Source organism: Pseudomonadota bacterium (assembly GCA_018823135.1).
GTDB lineage: Bacteria > Desulfobacterota > Desulfobulbia > Desulfobulbales > CALZHT01 > JAHJJF01.
The window spans coordinates 17,703-39,558 of sequence record JAHJJF010000064.1; the positions used below are offsets into that span (position 1 = coordinate 17,703).

Here is a 21,856-nt window from a genome sequence, read left to right on the forward strand (position 1 = left end):
AATGTCGACCATCATATATCCAAGCGCCGGATATGACAACCGGAGAATGGACTGTTTCAAAAAAACACCTGACCGCTCCATGCGCTTCAAGGAGGCTGATGATCGAATTCTCAAGTGAGATTTTTTAGGTTGTTTCCACTCCAATGCTTGGGTATGCTACCTTTCAGATTTATCTATCCAACCATGGAGACCTGGATGAACATTCTACACAGCATTCTTGGCCTGCTGGCCCTCACCGCCCTTGCATGGCTGATCAGCGAAAACCGCAAGGCCGTGCCGCTCAAGACCGTATGTGCAGGGCTTGCCGTGCAGCTGCTTCTTGCCCTGCTGCTGCTTAAACTCCCCTGGTGCAAGGATTTTTTTCTGTTGCTCAATCAAGGCGTTTCCGCCTTGCAGACCGCAACGGATGCCGGCACCTCCTTTGTCTTCGGCTATCTTGGCGGCGGAGATCTGCCTTTTGCTGAAAATTTTCCCGGCGCAAGTTTCATCCTCGCCTTCCGCGCCCTGCCTTTAATCCTTGTGGTCAGCGCCCTGTCTTCCCTGCTTTTCTACTGGCGAATCATGCCGATGATCGTCAAAGGCTTTTCCTGGACGCTGCAGAAAACCCTCTCGATAGGCGGCGCTTTGGGCGTTGGGGCTGCCGCCAACATCTTTGTGGGGATGATCGAAGCCCCCCTTTTCATCCGTCCCTATCTCAGTAAACTGACCAGAAGCGAACTCTTTGCGGTGATGACCTGCGGCATGGCGACCATCGCCGGCACCGTCATGGTGCTTTACGCAAGCATTCTGGATAAGGTGATCCCCGGCGCCATGGGGCATATCCTGGTGGCGTCGATTATCAGCGCGCCTGCAGCGCTTACCGTTGCACGAATCATGATCCCCGAAACAAATACCCTGACCGCGGGAGATGTGGTGCCGGCGCAGAATGCCACCAGCTCCATGGATGCAGTTACCAAGGGGACTGCCGACGGCCTTCATTTCCTGATCAATATAACCGCCATGCTCATCGTTCTGGTGGCCCTGGTGCACCTGGCAAATATAATTCTCGGCCTGGCGCCGGATCTGGCAGGGAAACCCATCACCCTGCAGCGCATGGTCGGGCTGATCATGGCGCCGGTGGTCTGGCTCATGGGAATCCCCTGGGCCGAGGCAAAAATCGCAGGAGTCCTCATGGGCACCAAGACCGTCATGAACGAACTTCTCGCTTATCTGGAGCTCGCCAGACTCCCGGAAAACACCTTAAGCCCGCGAAGCATGATGATCATGACCTACGCCATGTGCGGGTTTGCCAATCTGGGAAGCCTGGGGATTATGATCGGCGGCCTGGGCTCAATGGCGCCGGAACGTAAAAACGAAGTAGTCTCCCTGGGAATCAGGTCGATCATCTCCGGCACCCTGGCAACGATGATGACCGGTGCGATTGCGGGTATTTTTTATTTCTGAACAGGGAGCGGAATACGCTTCCGACGTGTGCTTTCTAAAGTCTGGCAGAGCTCGCTTACCTCGAAGTCTCGACACTCTCACATCTGCGAGTCCGACACAACTACTGGCCGTCACCAGGCGTTTCCTCGGTTTTCCGTTTAATAGATTTTCCGAAAAAACGCATGGAATAAGCAATTCCAAAGGCAAGTGGCAAGGCGATTAAGATGTTACTGGGTTGAAACAATTTTGAATAAACCGGTATCACCTGCTTATCCGTTGCCCGGTATTTCATCACCGCACTGAAATCGTCGCCAAAATAATTCAGGGTGATCATCTGCTCTTCAGGAGATATATTTTCTGCAGAAAATTCCACCCTCAACAAATCGGAATACACTAATTCTCCCTCCGGTTCAGCAAGCAAAAAGCTGTAATGCTCCTTCATTTCCTTAAACGTCTCCATATCAGCAAAAGTCACCCTCAAGGGCAATTTTTCATAAGGAGATTGGGCGAGCACCGTAAAAAAATCCGGGGGGGCATCTCCTGCAGCGATATCGCATTCATCCATGCTGGTTAGAATATTTACCCCCACCACGAAACTTGCCGTACAGCTGGCAAAAAAGAAAACCGACGAACAAAGCGTCACAGCTAAAAATCGTAAAAACATTGTTATGCCCCGGGTTAGTAATTATTCACAACTTAATCAAAATAAAGGATATCTTTTGATGCTAAGAGCCTTCCTGTTTAATGAATGTACCCTTCTGGTATTCGTCAAAAGCAATTTCAAGCTCTTCCCGGGTGTTCATCACAATAGGACCGCGCCAGGCAACCGGCTCGCCTATGGGTTTCCCGGATATAAGCAGGAAACGCACTTCCTGATCTCCGGTTGAGACAATCACCGCATCACCATCATCAAACAGGACAAGGGACTCATTTTCCACAAAAGGCTTACTTTGCATATCAAAACCTTTCCCACCTTGTATTGCATAGGTGAACGACTCCTTATCCTGACAGAAAACCCCATTCCCACCGATCACGTAGGCAAAAACCGTGTGGCCCTTCTTGGTGGGATGTTCATAAACCGCACGAGGTGGAACGGTAATATCAAGATACTCAGGATCAATAACAATGTCCTGTACAGGACCCACCGTATCACCGACTCTGCCGCTGATCACCCTTATCTTTGTGCCGTTAGCGAGTGTGACCTCGGGAATCGTTGCCGCCTTCACATCCCGGTAGCGCGGCCCCATCATCTTTTGCTTGCGCGGCAGATTGGCCCAGAGCTGGAACCCATACATACGCCCCTCGGGATCTCCTTTGGGCATTTCCTGATGGATGATACCGCTTCCTGCAGTCATCCACTGAACATCCCCTGAAGAAATTATCCCCTCATTTCCCATACTGTCGCCGTGTTCCACATCCCCTTTAAGCACATAGGTTATGGTCTCGATGCCCCGATGCGGGTGCCACGGGAAACCCTTGACAAAATGGGCTGGATTATCCGACCGGAAATCGTCCAACAAAAGGAAAGGATCAAACAAGGCCTCCTGGTTGAATCCGAACACCCTTTTCAGGTGCACCCCGGCCCCTTCCAGGGTCGGCTTGCTTTTGATTATCTTCTTGATTCTTCGCGGATTGATCATCCCGTCCCTCACGGTTTCATGATGAAATATATAAACCGCTGCATCCCTTTCTCTCAGACTAGATAATTCCCGAACCCCTGTCAAATACGCATTATGCGATTTTGAAAAAAAACAGTCGGCTCATCTTTTCTGAACTATCTGGTAGACAGGCCTTGTAAAATCCTCTATACAACACTTATAGTATTTTCCTATTTATCCTTCCCAACACAGAGATTTCACCATGGACAAACGACCCGCCAAAACCGCATGCATCCACAGATCTGCAGCTCTGGCCATGAATGATACATACTTCCGCGCAATCACCGAAACCACCAGCGACATGATCCATCTCAACGATTCCCAGGGGCGAATCGTTTATGCTAACCCGGCAACCGAAAGAATTCTCGGGTACTCTCCTGAGGAAATCAAAAACATACCTGCCCTGGACCTCATCCACCCGGATGACCAGGAAATAATCAAAGAAGATATGGGCCAGGCATTATCAGGAAAAGATGTGGCTCCCAGGGATATCCGCCTGCTTCACAAAAACGCCCACTTTATTGCCATAGAAGCCCGAGGCTTTATTGTGCCTTTAAAGGCTGAAGAGTTCTATATCGGGGCTATTCTTCGCGATATCCGCGCCCGCAAACAAACGGAAAGACAGCTTGAATCCTATCGCCTGGACCTTGAAGAATTAGTCAAAGAGCGGACCAGCGAATTGCATTCGGCCCTTGATGAAGTACACACCTTACGGGAAATCCTGCCCATCTGCTCTTACTGTAAAAAAATCAGGGATGATCAAGGATTCTGGAAGCAGGTTGAGGTCTATTTGAGAGAACATTCGCAGATGGATTTTTCCCACGGGATCTGTCCGGAATGCGTTACTGAACATTATCCGGATATTGACATAATTGACGAAGATTAAAGGATTCTAAGTTTAATCAAGCGACCAGGTTTAACGATTATTTCTTTTTTTTTCGGAGTTTATTCATCAACGAAAGGGTTACTTCAAAACTATCGAAATTTTCCTTGATAACCAGTTTATAAAAATCACATTCCTTGCAGGTGTCATATTTCCTGGCAAATAAACCCTGAACCTTGCCACCGCAAAAGGTACCTGCAACAACCCAGCATGCCCGCCCGGCGTTGATGCCGCCGTGAACGCCATCAAGTCTCTTTTCAGTCGCAGCGGCGCAGACGCCCAGCTCGGAGGCTTTTGCTCCTCCCGATTCACGACCGCATTTTTTAAACTCCCAGCAATTACTTTTCTTGTCCATCAAATAGCCTCAAAAATATTATTATTCAAAAAGTAATCTTTACTATTAGCCCAGTATTACACAAAATAAAAGCACAATTAAGCCGCAGCGTTCCTCAAAAAAAATACATTACTTCTTCCGGGCCATTTTTTTTGACATATGGTCGGCATATTGCTTGTCAGCCTGCATGATATGCTTGACATACCAGTTGACGATATACTCATTGATCCCCCTGGCTTTATCGGCCAGTATTTTCGGATCAAGGTAATTAATGTTAATTTCGTGATAGGTCTTGAATATGTCCTCCTCCATATCCAGAATCTTTCGCACATATTCATTATGCTGGTTGATGTGATCAAAAAATCCCGGATAACTGTTGGCAAGCATCAGCTTTTCTTCCGTATGGAAATGGTAGAGGGCGTAGGCACGAAATTCCAGGATGACCTTTATAATTTTTGGCAGGTTTACCTTTCCTTGTTCCGACTTTTCAAGAAGTTGCGAAAGGCTGTCGTTTAATTCGAAAAAACCTTTATGCTGGTCATCAATGATCTTGAGATTCAGCCGATATTCGTCTCGCCAGAGATTTGCCATTACCTCCTCCCTTGGTCATCTTCCATAGAAAAGCTCAAATTACGAGGAAGCCCTCTACAATTTCATTCCGCGCAGTGGTCATGCCCCATTTCCTGGCGTTCATCAATGGAGGTACACCCGATAAAATTAAGCGCCGAAAAAAACAAAACCATACTCATCAAGACAATCACTGTTTTTTTCATGACACCTCCTGAGGGTTGACGATAGTTTGATGTATTTGTCGCTGATTACGCCAGAGATCCGGCATGTTTTGAAAAGATAAGCATGACGCAGCCAGAAATCCGGAATCTCCAAATTAAAGCGCAATCAGTTGAAATCCATTGACGGTACATCCTGCAGATATTTATGCAGCCTGGCTTCATCCGCTGGATTAATATCCATGAATTCCATGCCGGTCTTATATACATCTTCCACTGAATCATGTATCCGAACCACGCTGCCCTTGAGATTTATTATCTGCTCATTCAACCCAACTGCGACAATCAGGGATTGCCCAAGGGCAAAAGGCATGAAGGTCTCCATCAGGACCCCTTTTTCACTGATATTGAGCGTCCGGCCCATGCCTCTGGTGACCGGATAATCCTGATCATCCAGCACAACAAACTCAAGCAGATTCAGGGTATCAAGCCGATCATAGCGCCGCAGTTTCGATTCAAAGGTGTTCTGATATGTCCTGTTGAAATCCTTGTCTGAAATACCGCAACTTTTATAGAGAGCCAGCTGAATGAGCCAGTGGGAATAATCAGCTGCGGACAAGATATTGAGCAATTGCTGATGCTCGCTCACCGATGCCTGTTTAAGGAGCATGATGACCCGCTGTATATACCACCTGATGGCCTCACTCCCTTCAAACAGGTGGCGATTCTGGATGGCGATAAATAGGTTCAGATAATTTCTGCCGTCCGTCCGCTGCTCTTTGCCCGGGGAAAAAGCACCGGCGATAAAGGAATGCGTAAGCTTGTCGCGCATATTTTTAAGCTTGACGATCTTCTGCCAGCCGGCATGGATCTTATTAATTTGAAAGCTGATGCCAAAAGTTTTGGCGAGAAGCACAGGTATGGTGCCCAACCGGTCAATAGCCGGCACCAGAGGCATTGTCGCGGTCATCAGGGTAGCGGTTTTACTATCGAGAAAACTTCTCTTTTCCGCAAGGAACTCGATTTCGATCTGCGAAAGCGGCTCCTTGATTCCAGGGGCGCCCGCGGTCTTTCTGTTGGCTTCAAGGGCTATAACCGCCAAAGCATTGGCCAGGGCTTCAAGAAAATTGAACTGCATGCTGATAATCGCGGTTCTCAAGGATTTATCAGGCAGGGACGGCAAATCCTTCTTACCGTTCTCTGTCTCCTTCTGCAAAAAAACCACCAGGTCTTTTATCTGGTTCGACAGATCGGCGAGCAATGATGATATGCAGCCGATAATATTCTTATAAGGAGTACGTGATTCATTTGCTGTCATGTCGGTCGGTCTTTTTCACCAGAAGCTTTGTTTTTCTTCTGTCCTCGAGGTTATTGACCAGGTATCAAGCCGGTTGAAACTCCCATGGCTCCAACGCTTGGGGCTGGGGAACCTCTCCGGATAAACGAAGTCCTTCAGATCTGCTCGTTTATTCCCTTTAGGTGAACTTCCTGTTCCATGTAATCATTAATTACCGGCTATTTCAATTTTTTTCACCTGCATTGCAGGGGGCGCTTGCCATAAAGGACCATTTCCGGTAATCTCCCGTGCTTCAAGCCGGCGCCGTTCGTTTCTTCTCCCATGAGCCCGACATGCCCCTGGCCGGAACCAAAAAACCGCATTATTTTCCTGATAAAACAAAGTTTTGCGGTTTTATTTCTGCCTCATGTCGGTTATACTTGCGCGGCACAAAGACATGCTGTTTCCCTGACAGAAACAGCGATAACATCAGCAATCTGCTCATGCATGTGAAAAAAAACGAGCAATACATAAAAACTCTAAGGAGTCTCTAGATGAACAGAAGCCTTAAATGGAAATTAATTTTTCTTATTTCGGTTATCCTTTTCTGCGGTGCCGTCGTCATGCCGTCTTTTAATAAAAACCTTCCGGACTGGTGGCAAAAGTACCTGGCGCCTGAAGGGCTACGGCTTGGCCTGGACCTCCAGGGCGGCATGCATCTCGTAATGCGGGTCGACCTGGACAAGGCAGCGGCAAACACCCTGAATTTCGCGGCCCAGGATTTAAAAGAGGCATTGCTTGACAAACAGATTTCCGTGGTCCGCACCGATTCCGGGGACCCCCATAAGGTTGTTTTCACCCTGCCGAACACCGGCGCCTTGAGCACCGTTGAAGAAACAGTCAAGGGCGATTTTTCCGACGATCTTGACATTGAAGTCATGTCAGAGGAAGGATCCTTCCCGCGCATAATTTTGACCCTTAATAAAGAAAAAATAAGTTTCATTAATAAAAACGCCGTCAACCAATCCCTTGAAATCATCAGAAACCGCATTGACCAGTTCGGTGTTGCCGAACCGGTGATTGTCAAGCAGGGACATAACGAAATCATCATCCAGCTTCCCGGCGTCAAGGACCCAGAACGGGCCCTTGCCCTGATCGGCCAGACCGCCCAGCTCGAATTCAAACTGGTGGACGAAACCGGCGGCGTGGACATTTTCAACCTTATCGGTCAGGCCGAGGCTTCCGGCCAATGGTCCTGGAACCCCAAACAATCATGGAATGAAAACACCCGTAAACTCAACCAGATCCTGCAATCTCAATTACCTGCAGGCACCGCGGTATATTTTGAGAAGGATATCGAACGCCAGACCCTCATCGAAAGACGCATCCCGATGCTGATCAAGACCCAGACCCTGATGACCGGTGAAATGGTCAAGGATGCGCAGGTACGAGTTGGCGGCACCTTTAATGAACCCTATGTCAGCCTTGACCTCACCGGCCGCGGCGGCAAAGTATTCGGCCAGATTACCGAAAAAAACGTCAAAAAACGCCTGGCGATTGTACTTGATAATGTCGTGCGGTCAGCGCCGCGTATTCAGGAGAAAATTCTCGGCGGCAGTGCCCAGATCACCGGCAGTTTCACCTTTGAAGACGCCACCGATCTGGCCATTGTCCTGCGCGTCGGCGCCCTTCCGGCACCGGTGGAAATTGTCCAGAATCTCACGGTGGGCGCCTCCCTTGGCCATGACTCCATAAAAAAAGGATTGATGTCCGGTCTGCTGGGTACCCTCCTGGTAATGCTTTTCATGGTTTTTTATTACCGGCTTTCCGGGGTAATTGCCAATGCGGCGCTGGTCTTTAATATCCTGCTGCTTTTTGCAGGCCTTGCCACGATGAATGCCACCCTGACCCTGCCCGGCATTGCCGGTATCATCCTCGCCATAGGCATGGCGGTTGATTCCAACGTTCTGATCTTTGAACGAATGCGGGAGGAATTCGCCCTGGGAAAATCCGTCAAATCCGGGGTTGAAGGCGGTTACGACAATGCCCTGTCGACAATCATCGACTCCCAGGTGACCACCCTGATCACCTCTTTAGCGCTGTTTCTCTTCGGCACCGGGCCGATCAAGGGTTTTGCAGTAACCTTGAGCCTGGGCGTCATTTTCAACCTGTTCACCACATTATTCGCCACCAGGATTGTGTACGACACCCTGCACAGCATGAAAAAACTCAAACCCCTCAATTTCTACCAATTCATCAAAAGGCCCAACCTTGACTACATGAGCATCCGGAAAATAACCTTCTGCATCTCGGGAGTATTGGTACTTGTCGGCCTCCTCGCTTTTGTACAGATCCTGCGGGGGCAGGCGAATCTCGGTGTTGATTTCGCCGGCGGCACCTTGCTGCAGTATAAGGCAGCTCAACCATTCTCATTAAAAGAGGTGCGCACCGCCTTTACCCAAAACAATCTGGACGCAGATCTGCAGCTGGTTGAAAACGAGAACCAGCTCATTGTAAAAATCAAAAAATCAGAAGATGTTGTCGGCCAGCTCACCGATCAGACCAATACAATCCTGAATGAAAATCTTGCCGACAAAAAATTCGAACTTGAAAGCCAGTCGGAAATCGGCTCATCGGTGAGTGATACACTCAGGAATAAGGCGCTCCAGGCCATCGCCATTTCCCTGTTCGGCGTTATCTGCTATCTTGCGCTGCGCTTCGACCTGCGTTTCGGATTTGCCGCGGCAGTGGCAACCTTCCACGATGTCCTTGTGGTCCTGGGAATCTGCTGGATTCTGGATATCGAGATAACCCTGTTGATGGTCACCGCTCTTTTGACCCTTGCCGGTTACTCCCTGAACGACACGGTGGTTGTTTTCGACAGAATCAGAGAAAATCTCAAAAAATCCGGCGGCCTTGATCTTGTGCGGATCATCAACGGCAGCGTCAACGATGTTCTCGGGCGGACGATTATAGCTTCGTTGACTACGTCGCTGGCTTTGATCGCCCTCTATTTCTTCGGCGGCAAGGTCATCCACGATTTCTCCTTCGCCCTGCTGATCGGCATCCTGGTGGGCACCTATTCCTCGATATTTATTGCCAGCCCGCTGCTTTATCTCTGGCGTAAGGACAAGGAGGCGTAAGTCCTGCCATGCTTCAAGATATCATTCCCGAACATGTCCACAGTCTGGAGGAGGGCACGGCGTTCAAATTCCGCTGCCATGCAGGGGTCCCTTGTTTTACCGAGTGCTGCAGGGAGCTTGAGCTGGCGCTTACCCCGTATGACGTTTTACGGCTCAAAAATAATCTCGGGCTCACATCCGAGCAATTCCTTGACCGGTATTGCCTGGTCGAGCAAAACCCGGAATCGCCGTTTCCACAGATTTACCTTGGCATGGTTGACGACGGCCGTGGCAGCTGTCCCTTTGTCGGACCGGACGGCTGCAGCGTTTACCAGGATCGCCCCGGCGCCTGCCGCACCTATCCTCTGGGCCGTGCCGCCTTTCAAACCCCGGACCGGGTGAGTCATAGTTTTCATGTGTTGCTCACCGAGCCGCATTGCAAAGGCTTTACCCAGCCGGAGCAACAGACCGTGGACCAATGGAACGAAGAACAGGGATTGATCTCCTACAATGCTTTTAATGATCTCGTGCTCACTATCCTTCTTGATAAAAAAGCCAAAACCATCACCCTCGACAAAAAGCAGATTGATTCTTTCATGCTTGCTTTATACAATCTCGAAGGATTCAGGATTTGGGCAGGACATCCTGAAACCGGCGTCAAGCTTGGTCCAGTGACATTCGACAGAGATGACGATGCAGAATTGCTCAAAGCAGGAATACACTGGTTGTACAATGAACTCCTTGGAGAATGATAAACCGGGTTTCATTGCGTCTATCCCTGATCCGCAGCAAAAAAGCACAACGGCAGAGGCCTATCCTCTGGGCCCGGAAATGACCGAAAGGCTCATGAAAATCTCAGAGGAATATTGCGATGGCAAGGGTGGATGCCACGGTCCGGATCATACCGAACGTGTCCACCGGGTCGCCCTGTTTATCGGCCGGAAAATGGGCGCCAGGATGGACGTCTTAAGCGCCGCAGCGCTTCTTCACGATATCGGCAGAATCCATGAAACAGCAAACCGCGGCAAAACGTGCCATGCTGAAAAGGGCGCTGAAATGGCAACGAAAATACTTGAGGATTTCAATTTTCCAGAAGAGACAATCGACGCCATCCTCCACTGTATCACTACACACCGGTACCGGGGGGAAAATATTCCTGAATCCCTTGAGGCGAAAATTATTTTTGACGCCGACAAACTGGATTCCATCGGCGCAATCGGCATTGGCAGGGCGTTTCTTTTTGCAGGTCAGGTAGGCGCGCGATTGCACAACCATAACAGCAGTATCGAGGGCACCCGGGCGTATTCGGTTGAGGATACGGCATACAGGGAGTTCAAGGTCAAGATGTGTAAAATCAAAGATCGCATGCTGACTCCCATCGGCAGAAAACTGGCGACAGAACGGCATGAATTCATGGATATCTTTTTCAACCGCCTGGAGCGTGAAATTTACGGCCATGACAAAAAGACATTATCCAATAAATGAAATTGTTGATGGAGAAATCCGGTTATGAGTAACAAAGTAAAGGCCATCGTTATTACCGGCTACGGCACCAACTGCGAGGTCGAAATGGCTCATGCCTGCAAACTCGGAGGCGCCGACCAGGTCGATATCGTTCACATGAGCGAACTTATCCACGGGGAATATTCCCTTGATGACTACCATTTCCTTAATCTGCCGGGCGGTTTTCTGGATGGCGACGATCTCGGCGCAGGAAAAGCCGGCGCCCATCGCTTAAAGTACGCAAAGGTCCTGAAAACCGGAGAAAAACTCCAGGACCAACTCGTCCGCTTTATCAAAGACGGCAAGCTGATCATCGGGGTCTGCAACGGTTTCCAGCTCATGGTCAAAACCGGCCTGCTGCCCGGCTTTGACAACAACTATGATAATCAGGAGCTGAGTCTTACATATAACGATTCCGGTCGCTTTGAAGACCGCTGGGTGACCTTGCAGGTGAATGAAAATTCTCCCTGTATTTTCACTAAAGGGCTGAAAAAACTTTATTACCCAATCCGGCACGGCGAAGGAAAATTCGTCACCAGGGATGCCGACACCCTGAAAAGAATCCAGGATAAAGGGCTTATTGCACTGCGTTATGCCGACCCTGAAACTAACCAGCCGACCATGAGCTATCCCTTGAATCCTAACGGTTCTCCGGATTCAATTGCCGGCATCTGTGACCCCAGCGGCAGACTTTTCGGACTCATGCCGCACCCGGAAGCCTTTCTGCACCGGACCAATCATCCGCGCTGGACACGGGAGGACCTCCCCGAGGAAGGCCAGGGAGTGGTACTTTTCAGAAACGCCGTTGATTTTATCAGGGAAAATCTTCTGTAACTGATCGCCGTGCCCTTCTTGGGCAGGATCAATGAAGCAAAAAAATGGTCAGAAGGGCACGGCCAGATAAATCCATCATAGCGCCATCAGGTTAAGAACTTGGAAGCCCACCAACGGATACTGAGTTTTGTTAATGAATTACGAAAGTCCATCCTCGCCCTGGGTATCCTGATACTCTGCGGCAGCATCGGCTTCTACCTTATCTCCCCGGTTCTCCTTCATAATCTGCAGGGCCACCTCAATCAGCAACTTGCCTTTTTCTCGGTGGCAGAACCTTTTCTGTCCCAGGCGAAACTTGCATTTTTCGTGACCCTTTTTGTTGTAATGCCATTTACCCTTTACTGCTTCTGGAAAGCCCTGGCAAAACCCTTCGGGCTCAGTAACGGCACCCGGAACTGGTTTATAATTTTCACCTGCCTGTTGTTTTACAGCGGCGCAAGCTTCTGCTATTTCATCACCTTGCCCTTTGGGGTGAAATTCCTCCTCGGTTTCCAGTCAACCCAGCTGAAACCAATTATCTCGGTGGAAAAATTCGTAACCTTTGTGACGATGTTCATCCTTGCCTTCGGGATCATTTTCCAACTGCCGGTTTTCATGATATTCAGCGCCAAAACCGGCCTGTGTCCGCGCCAGGTCTTTGAAAAAAACAGACGGTATGCGGTGCTGGCAATCTGTATCGTTGCCGCGCTTCTCACACCGACTCCTGATGTGGTGAACATGCTGCTCATGGGCGGCCCGTTATATTTACTCTATGAGATAGGGATTCTTGTCCTCAAGGTGCTCCGGATAAAATGACTCCGGTTTCTTTCTTTTTAAAACCAACTGCTCAATTGACAATGGTTGGCAGGACCAGACAATCCATTCTCCGGTAAAGGTCCGTGGAAGAAGATAAAAAAATAATCAGAATTTTTGTCGAAAGCCCGGCTTCAACGGTGATTACCTGCCCTTTCTGCGATAAATTCAGGACTACTTCCGTCACCCGGTTCAAAAATATTCAGGGGACAATCAAGGTAAAATGCAGCTGCAAGAAAGAATTTTTCATAAAACTTGATTTTGTCAGGCTCAGACAGCAGCTTACCAGTCTTAACGGTGAGTTTGTTAATTTAACCAGGAATTATGCCAGAGGGAAAATACAGAATATTCATGTGACCAAGAAAAGCATCACCTTCAACACTACGTCGTTTACCACCGTTCAACGAGGGGATAAACTCAAGATCGATTTCACCCTTGAAAAACCAACCCATAATAAAGTCCAGAAAAATGCCATTGTCAGGCTTGTCCGCGGCAACCATGTGGAATGCTATTTTGTCGATAATAGTGGATTCGGCAGAGAAATAGATTCTTTCATACCCCGCTCCTGATCAGAACTCTCTGACTGAAAAACCGTTTTTCTCCAGCAATGCGGCAGTCACTCCGATATTTGTTGAAACACCACAGGAAGGACTTCGGGCTTTAAAAAAAACCCCTGAAACGGCGAGCATCTGAGCAATTTTCAGAACCTGCTGGGCACCCGTCACAAAAGCTTTTGTGACATCATCTCCCTGCCGGGTAACAACTCTTGCCTTGCCCGCCAGCACATCATGCCCATTGCCGCCGGCAAGGTCAGCCGCAACCCGGGGCGTGGAGAGCCCGCCCAGCTGTTCCGGGCAAACCGGCACCCAGTAACTTCCGGACAACGCCGCAAGGCAGGCGGCATTATCATTTGCGCAGCCATCGTGGCGGGTTCTTAAGCCCACCAGGCAGGCACTGACAAGATATATTGTTTTGGGATATACTATTGCCATCGGAGTAGTTATAATCCGTTTCCACTTGTTGAGCTACGGAATATGACCTCTTTGTTCACATAACAGATTGCGACGAATAAACATCCATGCTATGAAATGCTTCTGTACAAAAAAGATTGATCGAAAAACAGGCCATGGCACAAAACCTAACAAAAACAGAAAAAAAACGGCTGCTGCTTTTAAGCACTGTTGCCCTCATCATTGTGGCTCTTTTCGTGATTTTTTCCCCCTTTGGGATCCTCAGATATACCCGCCTGCAAAACGATCTCCAGAATATCACAGTCGACAACTCGCGATTGCAGAATGAAATTAAAGGGCTGCAGGAAGAAATCAACAGGCTCACCAACGATCCGTCATACATAGAAAAAGTTGCCCGCGAACAATACGGGCTTATAAAGGAAAATGAAATCCTATTTGATTTCAAAAAACAGAAGATAAAACAATAACCCGCCATCTCTTTCGATCCGGATAAAGGCCTGACTGCTTTTTCATGAAACCACGGTAAAAAAGTTGACAGTTATTATTGTAATCAGGCCTACCCTGTGAGACAATTCCCTTTAAACACGAAATCAATATTGCCCATAATAAAGGGATTTTTCTAAACATCGCAGCCCAAAATTAACTGCCAATATAGTAATCTCATGTCAATAAGCACACGATTTTCCATCACCATAAGCAGCCTTTTTTTTGCCGCGGGAATTATTATTATTCTCCTGGTGAATTATCATATGCGCCACCAGGCCCTGATCGAGGCCGAATCAAAGGCAATGATAATTCTCAACCACAATCTTGCAATCCACTCCTTTTATTCCCATGAATTAAAGCCAAAGCTTTTTGAGTTTTCCGATCCTTTCAGGCCTGCTGAATATTTTGAACCTGCATGGATGTCCTCCACCTATGCAATCAGACAGATAACCAAATTATTCGAACCGATCTCCACCGAAGAATATTACTATAAGGAATGCGCCATCAACGCTCGAAGCCCCTTAAATGAGGCGGACGCATTTGAAAAAGCCTTTATCTCCGAACTTAACAGCAAGCCCGAGCTTACAAACCAGACAAGCATCCGGATAATCGATGAGGTCCCCTTCTTTGTAGTGTTACGCCGCGGCGAATCCATGGAGCAATCCTGCCTCAGATGTCACACCACTCCTGATCAGGCCCCGGCCGACCTGGTCAAATATTACGGTCCGGAAAGAAGTTTCAACCGGGAACTTGACGAAGTGGTTTCCGCGGTATCAATCAGGATACCCCTGGATCGTGCCTACGCAAATGCCAATAAGATTACTATCCAACTCGGCGCAATACTTCTCGGGGTTCTTTTCCTGCTGTATTTCCTGATCATTCAGATAAATAAAAAACAGATCATCAAACCGATTCTGCGCATAAAAGATAAGGCTCTCAAAATCGCCAATAAAGAAACCCCGCTTGGCGAAGAAATCCCCCTTCCAGACGGCAAAGAGCTTCAGGAGATGACAACCGCCTTCAATACCATGTCCAAAGAGTTGCGCCGCAACATGGACCAGCTTGAAGGAAAGGTGGCAGAACGCACCAAAGCTCTTCGGCAAGCCCTTGACAAGGTGAAAACCTTAAGCGGCTTCCTGCCCATCTGCGCATCATGTAAGAAAATCCGCGACGATAAAGGGTATTGGAACCAGATTGAAACGTATGTCCGCGACCATTCGGAAGCGGAATTCAGTCACAGCATCTGCCCGGACTGTGCGCAGGAATTATATCCGGAATTTTACGATACGATGTATCCCAAAAAAACCGATTCTGATACCTGAAACCGCTGGTATCAGCTTTTCCTGTAGACAATTGTCCGGGTGCGGATGACATCCGGATTGGCATCAATGGCCGCCAGCTGATCTTTTGAAATAGCCTGCTCCAGATCAATGATATTATAGCCGATTGCCCCATTGCTCGAGTTGAGATAACTGTTGATATTGATCCCGTGTGAGCCGATGGTGTGTGATGCAAAACCGATCATTCCCGGTATATCCCGATTAATCATGATCAACCGCGTATGAACATTCCCGGAGGGGATGGATTCGACTGTCGGAAAATTGACACTGTGGATCACGGTGCCGTATTCGAAGTATGATTTTATTTCACTTACCGCCATGCAGGCGCATTGCTCTTCGGATTCTTCCGTACTTGCTCCCAGGTGAGGCGAGACCAGAACCTTCGGATGATTAAGACTTTTGCTGGTTGGAAAATCCGTCAGATAGCCGCTCAATTTCCCTGAATCAAGGGCCGCAAGCACCGCATCTTCATCGACAATGGGTGCCCGGGCATAGTTAACGATGGTCGCGTCGTCCGGCAAACGACTGATAAGTTCCCCATTTACCAATCGGGACGTTTTGTCCGAAAGCGGCACATGGATGCTCAGAATGTTTGCGTTGCTGATCACTTCATCAATGGAGCGTGAAATCACCACTTCCGGAGATAATTGATGAATGTTTTCGATTGCCGGAGAGGGGTCGAAGCCGATAACCTTCATGCCCCGCAGAGCGCCGCCGTTTGCCACCCTGACGCCGATCTTACCGAGCCCGAGGACGCCGAGAGTTTTCCCGGCAAGTTCAAAACCGCGGAAGGCGGCTTTTTTCTTTTCAACTTCCTTTGTTATTTTTTCATCGGACAAATCTGAGAGACTGCGGCAGAAATCAACCCCCTGCCGAATGTTTCTTGCTTCAATCCCCAGCATGATAAAAACAAGTTCGGCAACTGCATTGGCATTGGCCCCCGGAGTATTAAAAACACAAATCCCCTTGGCCGTTGCCTTATCAACGGTAATATTGTTTACCCCGGCGCCGGCCCTGGCAACCGCCAGCAGGTTCGGATAGACATCAGTATCCAGTTGCGAACTGCGGACAATTATGCCCTGCGGGTCTTCCTGATCCGGACCCACGCTGTAGGCATCGCCAAAAAGGACCAGGCCTTCCTGGGCTATTTTATTTATGGTCTTGATCCTGATTGGTTCCATCTTTCCCGGTCTCCTCTGTTTCAAATGAGCCAGAATTATTCAAAACTGTTCATGAAAAATTCGGGGTTGAGGACTCGCCTCAGTAATTAACCATAGAGCGAAAGATGTCTTTTGTAAATGAACCCTGAATCTCGGGAACGGGAGAGGATCACTGCCGCAAAAAATCAAATCATGCATCAACATCAGTGATATAGTAATGAAAATAAAAAAATCCGCAACCAGAGTGTTGCAGAAGCAGCGGGGGCCCTTCGAAACAACACCCTGGTTGAGGAGGAGAAGCACAGCAAAACAACTACCGCATTGTATGATTAATACGGCTTATCCGAGGCAGACTCTTGACCGGCCGGCAGCCTTGGCCTGATATAACGCTTCATCCGTGCGCTGCAGCCATTCTTCGCTGCTGAAATCCTTGTTCCACTGGACAAGCCCGATGCTTATACCGAGTTTGCCTCCCCCGGGAACCTGAATATTCAGGTTTTCCACCGTTTCACAGAGACGATTGGCAAGCAATTGGGCTGCCTGTATTTCGGTATCCGGCAATGCCAGCATGAATTCATCGCCTCCCATGCGAACCAGGAGGTCGCTGCTCCTCACCTTCTTGGATAAGGCTCGGGCTACGGCTTTTAAGGCTTCGTCGCCTTTAGCATGTCCAAGAGCATCATTAACCTGTTTGAAATTATCAAGATCCATACTTGCAAGGCTCAAAGGATGCCCGTGACGGCTGGCATTATCAAGCATCGGGACAAGGCGTTCTTCAAAAACCCGGCGGTTGGCAAGACCGGTCAGCGCATCATGTCTGGCCTGGATGAAAAGGTCCTCATAGCCGATGGCCCGAAACAGAGAATCACTCAAGATATCCAGGGAATCGTCCACCATTTTTGCTTCTTCCGGGGCAAACTCCTTATCCGGTCTCATAAGCAGGAGAAATCCATCACTGTTATTCATTTCCACCTGCCAGGTGCGGACAAAAAATCCATTGTTTGTAAAGCAGGCGGAGTCTTCAATTTCCGAAAAACAGCTCAAAGCCTTTTGCGCTTCATGCATGCGCAGACGACGATCAGGTCCGTGGCTGGAGCAGAACATATGCACATGCCCTTTTTCCCTGTCGTTATAAGCGATAAGTTCATGATTTAAAGCCGGTGTAAGCCAGACGGAATAGGCTTCGATCATCGCCGTTAAGTCTACAGCTCCAGCAAGACGACTGTGTAATTCATTAATCCGCATCAACCGTTCTGATTGCTGCCGGTATCGATGAAGTTCCCCCATCAGGGAGTCGACATTAAGATCGGTCATTCCTTCACCACCATGTTTTACATTATAAGCCAGGCTAACCGCTGTATTCATATTTTGTTTTCTCCGGTGCAGATTTCTTTGCGAAAAATGTACTGCTCCGTCATTATGCTATTTTTGTGCCAGACCAAAATGCCCTCAGGAATAAATATATACCGCTGTAAAAAAATACTGCCGAAAACAACCTAACACGCTGAAATAAAATACAAAATTATCTCGCCTGGAGATTGACCAGGATACCTTGTCGGTACAAAGTTCATGCGTTCGCAAAACGATAATTTCAAAAACCGTCAAATATATAACACTTTTTTCCGGGAATTTATTTCTTATGGGAATTAATGTATACACCTAAAGATGACAAAACCTTTTCCGACTGACCTGTATAAAAACTAATTCATTTTTTTTGAACATCAACAGCGAGTGCATTTTTCGCAGTTTGGGATCATAGCTTTCCTGGAGCAGGGAGCTTCAATACTTTTTCTATGCAAAATCAGCGCACAATCATTCACATAGACATGGATGCGTTTTACGCCTCCATTGAAGTTCATGATAATCCAGAATTCAAGGGAAAGCCGGTAATCGTCGGCGGCTCGGGCAATCGAGGCGTTGTTTCGGCAGCTTCTTATGAGGCCAGAACTTACGGTGTCCACTCGGCCCTGCCCATCCTCACGGCAAGAAAACTCTGTCCGGGCGGTGTTTTTCTGCCGGTGCGCATGCATCGATACAAGGAGGTTTCAGATATCATTCAGGACTTATTTACGAGATTTACGCCGTTGGTCGAGCCCATCTCCCTTGATGAGGCCTTTCTCGATGTCACTGCATCAAAACATTTCGGATCAGGTCATGAGATTGCCGAGGCAATCAGAAAATTAATAAAACAGGAAACCGGGCTCACAGCCTCAGCCGGTGTGGCATCTTCAAAACTCATTGCCAAAATCGCCTCTGATATAAAAAAACCTGACGGGCTCACCATGGTCCCTGCGGGGAATGAACAAACATTTCTTGCCGGTCTTCCCATTGAAAAACTCTGGGGTGTGGGGAAAACCACCAGAAGCAAACTAATTCTCCTTGGGGTGCATACCATCGGCGATCTTTCCCGGCTTCCCGAAGAATTGCTGATCAATAAGTTCGGCAAGATGGGGGGCATGATGCTTCAGTCATCCCTCGGTATTGACACCAGACCGGTGGATACCGAACGGCTGATTAAATCAATCGGCCATGAAGAAACATTTGAAACCGATCTCATCAATCAGGAAATCATCTATCGGCAACTTCTGGAATTATCAATTCGCGTCGGAAAGCGTCTCAGAGGAAACCATCTCCTGGGAAAAACCATATCCCTCAAAGTGAAATATAATGATTTCCAACAGGTGAGCCGCGCGGCAACATTAAAGATTGCAACCGACGACAATATGACGATTTACAGAGAAATCTGCAGCTTGCTCGCCAAAACAAGGGCCTGCGAAAAGCCGGTGCGTCTGCTTGGGGTTTCTCTCTCAAATCTGGAGTCGAACCAGGAAGCGTATCAGATGAATCTTTTTGGCACGGATGAAAGGACCGGCAAAAGAAAACGGCTTCACCAGGCGATTGACAATATCGAAGAAAAATTCGGCACCTCGACAATCATTCCAGGCGCCCTGATGAAAAAAGAAAAACAATAGCTATTGGTTGCAGGCGGTTAGACCGGCAATTGCATCAAATTGTCTCTAATCTCGTAGCGTTCAGCTTTGCAGCAATATCATTTTCACTACTGTCCAGAGTTTTCCTTACTAACTGACTCAATTGCTTCATGTTAAACGGCTTCATGAAAAAATCGCGGACGCCAAGCGCTTTTGCTTTTTCCTCTGAAATTTTGGAGCTGTATCCGGTGCAGAGGATGATGGGGATATCAGCCCGGACCTTAAGAAGTGCCGTGGCCAGTTGAGCCCCTGTCATATTGGGCATTGTCTGGTCGGTGATCACCAGATCTACAGCGTGAGGGGCAGCCTTGAAAGCCTCAAGGGCCTCGATACTGCTGGTCATGGCTGAAACCCGGTATCCCTGCAGCTCAAGCATTTGGGTGCCGATGGCCACAAGGGCCTCTTCATCATCGACAAACATGATGTGCTCGACGCCTGAAGACACTTTTTCAGACTCATCTTTCGGCACACCGGTTTTTTCTGCGATAACCGGGAAATACACATGAAATGTTGCGCCCGCACCCGGTTCACTTTCAACAATGATCATGCCGCCGTGATTGGTAACAATACCATGCACCACCGACAACCCCATTCCCGTGCCTTTCCCCGCCTCCTTTGTAGTAAAGAAGGGGTCAAAAATCCGCTCCTGATTCTCCGGATTGATTCCCGGACCGTTATCCCTCACCGAAAGCCTGATGAATTTCCCGGGCTTCATGCCAAGCCGTCGGCCGAGGTCTTTGGCTTTCAGGTTGACTTCCTTCAAGCTCAATTCGAGGCAACCATTTTCATCCATGGCGGATACCGCATTGCTGCACAGGTTGATCAATACCTGATTAAGCTGGGTTGAATCCGCATTAATGGTTTTGCAGTTTGCATCAATCTGCTGGTTGATTTCAATGGTTGCGGGGATGGTAGAACGAAGCAGCTGCATGGCTTCATTAAAAATCAGCGCCGGATTTACCGGAATAAAATTCTGTTTCGCCTGGCTGCTGAAGGTAAGTATTTGACGGACAATTTCCCTGGCGCGACTGGATGCTCCGATAATATTTTCAATATTTATCCTGGCCGGATCATTTTCACCGATTGTGTATCTGGCAAGATCCGCATTGCCGACAATGATCGTCAGGATATTATTGAAATCATGGGCAATACCCCCGGCCATGGTGCCAATCGCCTCCATTTTATAAACCTGCCGGAGCTGTGTTTCAAGCGCTGCTTTTTCTTCGTCTGCCTTCACATGGGCGGAGATATCGCGGATTATCGAAAACATGACATCCCGGCCCTTCCAGACAAATGATCCGGCTGAAAGAGTCACAATAATCTCAGTGCCGTCTTTTGTTCGGTGGCGTCTTCTCAGGATCAGCGTATCTTCCCCGACAACCGCAGCCTGGTGAATGGCCTGCCTGGTTTTTTCAGATTCGGCGCTTATATCATCGGCAGTAAGACTTAATGCCTCCTTACGGCCATAACCGTAGAGTTTCAAAAAAGCGCAGTTTACATCTAGAATCTTCCTGGTCTCTATATCGAAGATGGCAATAGCATCAATCTCATTGGTGAAGAGTTTACGATATTTTTCTTCGCTCTCCTTCAAATCCTCCTTGATCTGATTGATTTCAGTAATATCGGTGCAAACACCGCCCACCGCGCAGATTTGATCATTATCATCATACAGGGGAAACTTGGAGGTAATAAAGGTGTGTATGCCATCTGCAAGGGGGATGGTTTCACGAAACTCGACGTTTTTTTTGCTTTTTTTGACCAGGATATCCTGAGAACGAAACAGCTCGGCGACGGACTCGGGAAAGATCTCAAAATCCGTTTTGCCGATTATCTCTTCATTGGTAATATGCGCCAATCGCTCATATTCTCTATTAATGAGCATGTACTTATAATCAGCTGTTTTCAGATAAATCGGCAGGTTGGTATTGTCGAGAAATGCCTGGAGATACTTCCCTTTTTTTTCAAGAGATGCATTCTTTTGTTTACATGAAAGAACTTCAGCCTCGAGTTCTTTGATCTTTTGTTCCAGATCTTCGCAGGTATTTTTTGCAGCCAATTAACACACCTCAAACTCTTATTAAGAGATAGGTAAAAGTTTAATAAAATCAAGATGATATTTTAATTAATTTTCTTTTCAAAGTCCAGCTATTGGTTGTGCACAAAAATTTATCTTGCATGACACGGAAGATTTCAGTGAGGCATCCGGACAAAGGTAAATCATTTGCATTAGTCATAAATGCTATGATAGAAGAAATTATTCTATCGATACCCAGTAACGAATAACTACGGCGATGAGGATCTTGCCGCTGCCGGTCATTCAACTGCAATCCTTTCTCTCGCTTTTTTGTTCGCCAATC

At 48.1% G+C, this 21,856-nt stretch carries 20 protein-coding genes; 11 read left to right on the forward strand and 9 right to left on the reverse strand.

Features of this window, described 5'->3' with window-relative positions:
• The first annotated feature begins 195 nt into the window (after positions 1–195).
• A complete protein-coding gene (locus tag KKE17_06220) occupies positions 196–1,443 on the forward strand; it encodes a nucleoside:proton symporter (GenBank protein MBU1709583.1) in 1,248 nt (415 codons plus the stop codon).
• 100 nt (positions 1,444–1,543) lie between these two features.
• Here the strand turns inward: KKE17_06220 and KKE17_06225 are convergent, their stop codons facing one another.
• Entirely contained in the window at positions 1,544–2,086 is a 543-nt protein-coding gene (locus tag KKE17_06225) for a hypothetical protein (GenBank protein MBU1709584.1), read from the reverse strand.
• A gap of 61 nt (positions 2,087–2,147) precedes the next feature.
• Positions 2,148–3,062, reverse strand: coding sequence for a pirin family protein (locus KKE17_06230; GenBank protein MBU1709585.1), 915 nt, complete (start codon positions 3,060–3,062; stop codon positions 2,148–2,150).
• A gap of 220 nt (positions 3,063–3,282) precedes the next feature.
• Between KKE17_06230 and KKE17_06235 the strand changes: the two genes are divergently transcribed.
• Positions 3,283–3,966: a PAS domain S-box protein gene (locus KKE17_06235; protein ID MBU1709586.1), complete on the forward strand. Its 684-nt coding sequence runs from the start codon at positions 3,283–3,285 to the stop codon at positions 3,964–3,966.
• 37 nt (positions 3,967–4,003) lie between these two features.
• Here the strand turns inward: KKE17_06235 and KKE17_06240 are convergent, their stop codons facing one another.
• The 3 genes from KKE17_06240 to KKE17_06250 form a co-directional block, all read right to left on the reverse strand.
• Entirely contained in the window at positions 4,004–4,318 is a 315-nt protein-coding gene (locus KKE17_06240; protein MBU1709587.1) for a hypothetical protein, read from the reverse strand.
• A 108-nt stretch (positions 4,319–4,426) separates the two neighbouring features.
• Positions 4,427–4,888, reverse strand: a complete 462-nt coding sequence (locus KKE17_06245) for a hemerythrin domain-containing protein (protein ID MBU1709588.1) — start codon at positions 4,886–4,888, stop codon at positions 4,427–4,429.
• 306 nt (positions 4,889–5,194) lie between these two features.
• Positions 5,195–6,343, reverse strand: coding sequence for a PilZ domain-containing protein (locus KKE17_06250; GenBank protein ID MBU1709589.1), 1,149 nt, complete (start codon positions 6,341–6,343; stop codon positions 5,195–5,197).
• Between the two features lie 512 nt (positions 6,344–6,855).
• Between KKE17_06250 and secD the strand changes: the two genes are divergently transcribed.
• The 6 genes from secD to KKE17_06280 all read left to right on the forward strand — a co-directional run bounded on the left by secD (position 6,856) and on the right by KKE17_06280 (position 13,121).
• The gene (secD, locus tag KKE17_06255) at positions 6,856–9,444 is read left to right on the forward strand and encodes a protein translocase subunit SecD (protein MBU1709590.1); all 2,589 of its coding nucleotides are present in this window, start codon (positions 6,856–6,858) and stop codon (positions 9,442–9,444) included.
• 8 nt (positions 9,445–9,452) lie between these two features.
• A complete protein-coding gene (locus KKE17_06260) occupies positions 9,453–10,175 on the forward strand; it encodes a YkgJ family cysteine cluster protein (GenBank protein ID MBU1709591.1) in 723 nt (240 codons plus the stop codon).
• A gap of 79 nt (positions 10,176–10,254) precedes the next feature.
• Positions 10,255–10,908, forward strand: a complete 654-nt coding sequence (locus tag KKE17_06265) for an HD domain-containing protein (protein MBU1709592.1) — start codon at positions 10,255–10,257, stop codon at positions 10,906–10,908.
• 24 nt (positions 10,909–10,932) lie between these two features.
• Positions 10,933–11,760 carry a phosphoribosylformylglycinamidine synthase subunit PurQ gene (locus tag KKE17_06270; GenBank protein MBU1709593.1) on the forward strand — a complete coding sequence of 276 codons (828 nt, stop codon included), beginning with the start codon at positions 10,933–10,935 and terminating at the stop codon, positions 11,758–11,760.
• Positions 11,761–11,859: 99 nt separating this feature from the next.
• Positions 11,860–12,555, forward strand: coding sequence for a twin-arginine translocase subunit TatC (locus tag KKE17_06275; protein MBU1709594.1), 696 nt, complete (start codon positions 11,860–11,862; stop codon positions 12,553–12,555).
• Between the two features lie 83 nt (positions 12,556–12,638).
• A complete protein-coding gene (locus KKE17_06280; GenBank protein MBU1709595.1) occupies positions 12,639–13,121 on the forward strand; it encodes a hypothetical protein in 483 nt (160 codons plus the stop codon).
• Here KKE17_06280 and KKE17_06285 read toward each other — a convergent pair whose 3' ends face one another.
• Positions 13,122–13,544: a DUF523 domain-containing protein gene (locus tag KKE17_06285; GenBank protein MBU1709596.1), complete on the reverse strand. Its 423-nt coding sequence runs from the start codon at positions 13,542–13,544 to the stop codon at positions 13,122–13,124.
• Positions 13,545–13,678: 134 nt separating this feature from the next.
• Between KKE17_06285 and KKE17_06290 the strand changes: the two genes are divergently transcribed.
• Together KKE17_06290 and KKE17_06295 are read left to right on the forward strand one after the other, a co-directional pair.
• On the forward strand, positions 13,679–13,990 hold the full coding sequence (locus tag KKE17_06290; protein ID MBU1709597.1) for a septum formation initiator family protein: 312 nt from the start codon (positions 13,679–13,681) through the stop codon (positions 13,988–13,990).
• A gap of 195 nt (positions 13,991–14,185) precedes the next feature.
• Positions 14,186–15,331 carry a DUF3365 domain-containing protein gene (locus KKE17_06295; protein ID MBU1709598.1) on the forward strand — a complete coding sequence of 382 codons (1,146 nt, stop codon included), beginning with the start codon at positions 14,186–14,188 and terminating at the stop codon, positions 15,329–15,331.
• 11 nt (positions 15,332–15,342) lie between these two features.
• On the opposite strand, the gene KKE17_06300 is transcribed toward KKE17_06295, so the two are convergent.
• Both KKE17_06300 and KKE17_06305 read right to left on the reverse strand, forming a co-directional pair.
• Complete coding sequence (locus tag KKE17_06300; GenBank protein ID MBU1709599.1) at positions 15,343–16,530, reverse strand: 3-phosphoglycerate dehydrogenase; 1,188 nt, start codon at positions 16,528–16,530, stop codon at positions 15,343–15,345.
• A gap of 318 nt (positions 16,531–16,848) precedes the next feature.
• A complete protein-coding gene (locus KKE17_06305) occupies positions 16,849–17,823 on the reverse strand; it encodes a GGDEF domain-containing protein (protein ID MBU1709600.1) in 975 nt (324 codons plus the stop codon).
• 479 nt (positions 17,824–18,302) lie between these two features.
• On the opposite strand from KKE17_06305, the gene dinB reads away from it, so the two are divergent.
• Positions 18,303–19,481 (forward strand): DNA polymerase IV, encoded by a 1,179-nt coding sequence (gene dinB, locus KKE17_06310; GenBank protein ID MBU1709601.1) that lies wholly within the window; start codon positions 18,303–18,305, stop codon positions 19,479–19,481.
• Positions 19,482–19,515: 34 nt separating this feature from the next.
• On the opposite strand, the gene KKE17_06315 is transcribed toward dinB, so the two are convergent.
• Positions 19,516–21,555, reverse strand: a complete 2,040-nt coding sequence (locus KKE17_06315) for a PAS domain S-box protein (protein ID MBU1709602.1) — start codon at positions 21,553–21,555, stop codon at positions 19,516–19,518.
• Positions 21,556–21,856: the final 301 nt, after the last annotated feature.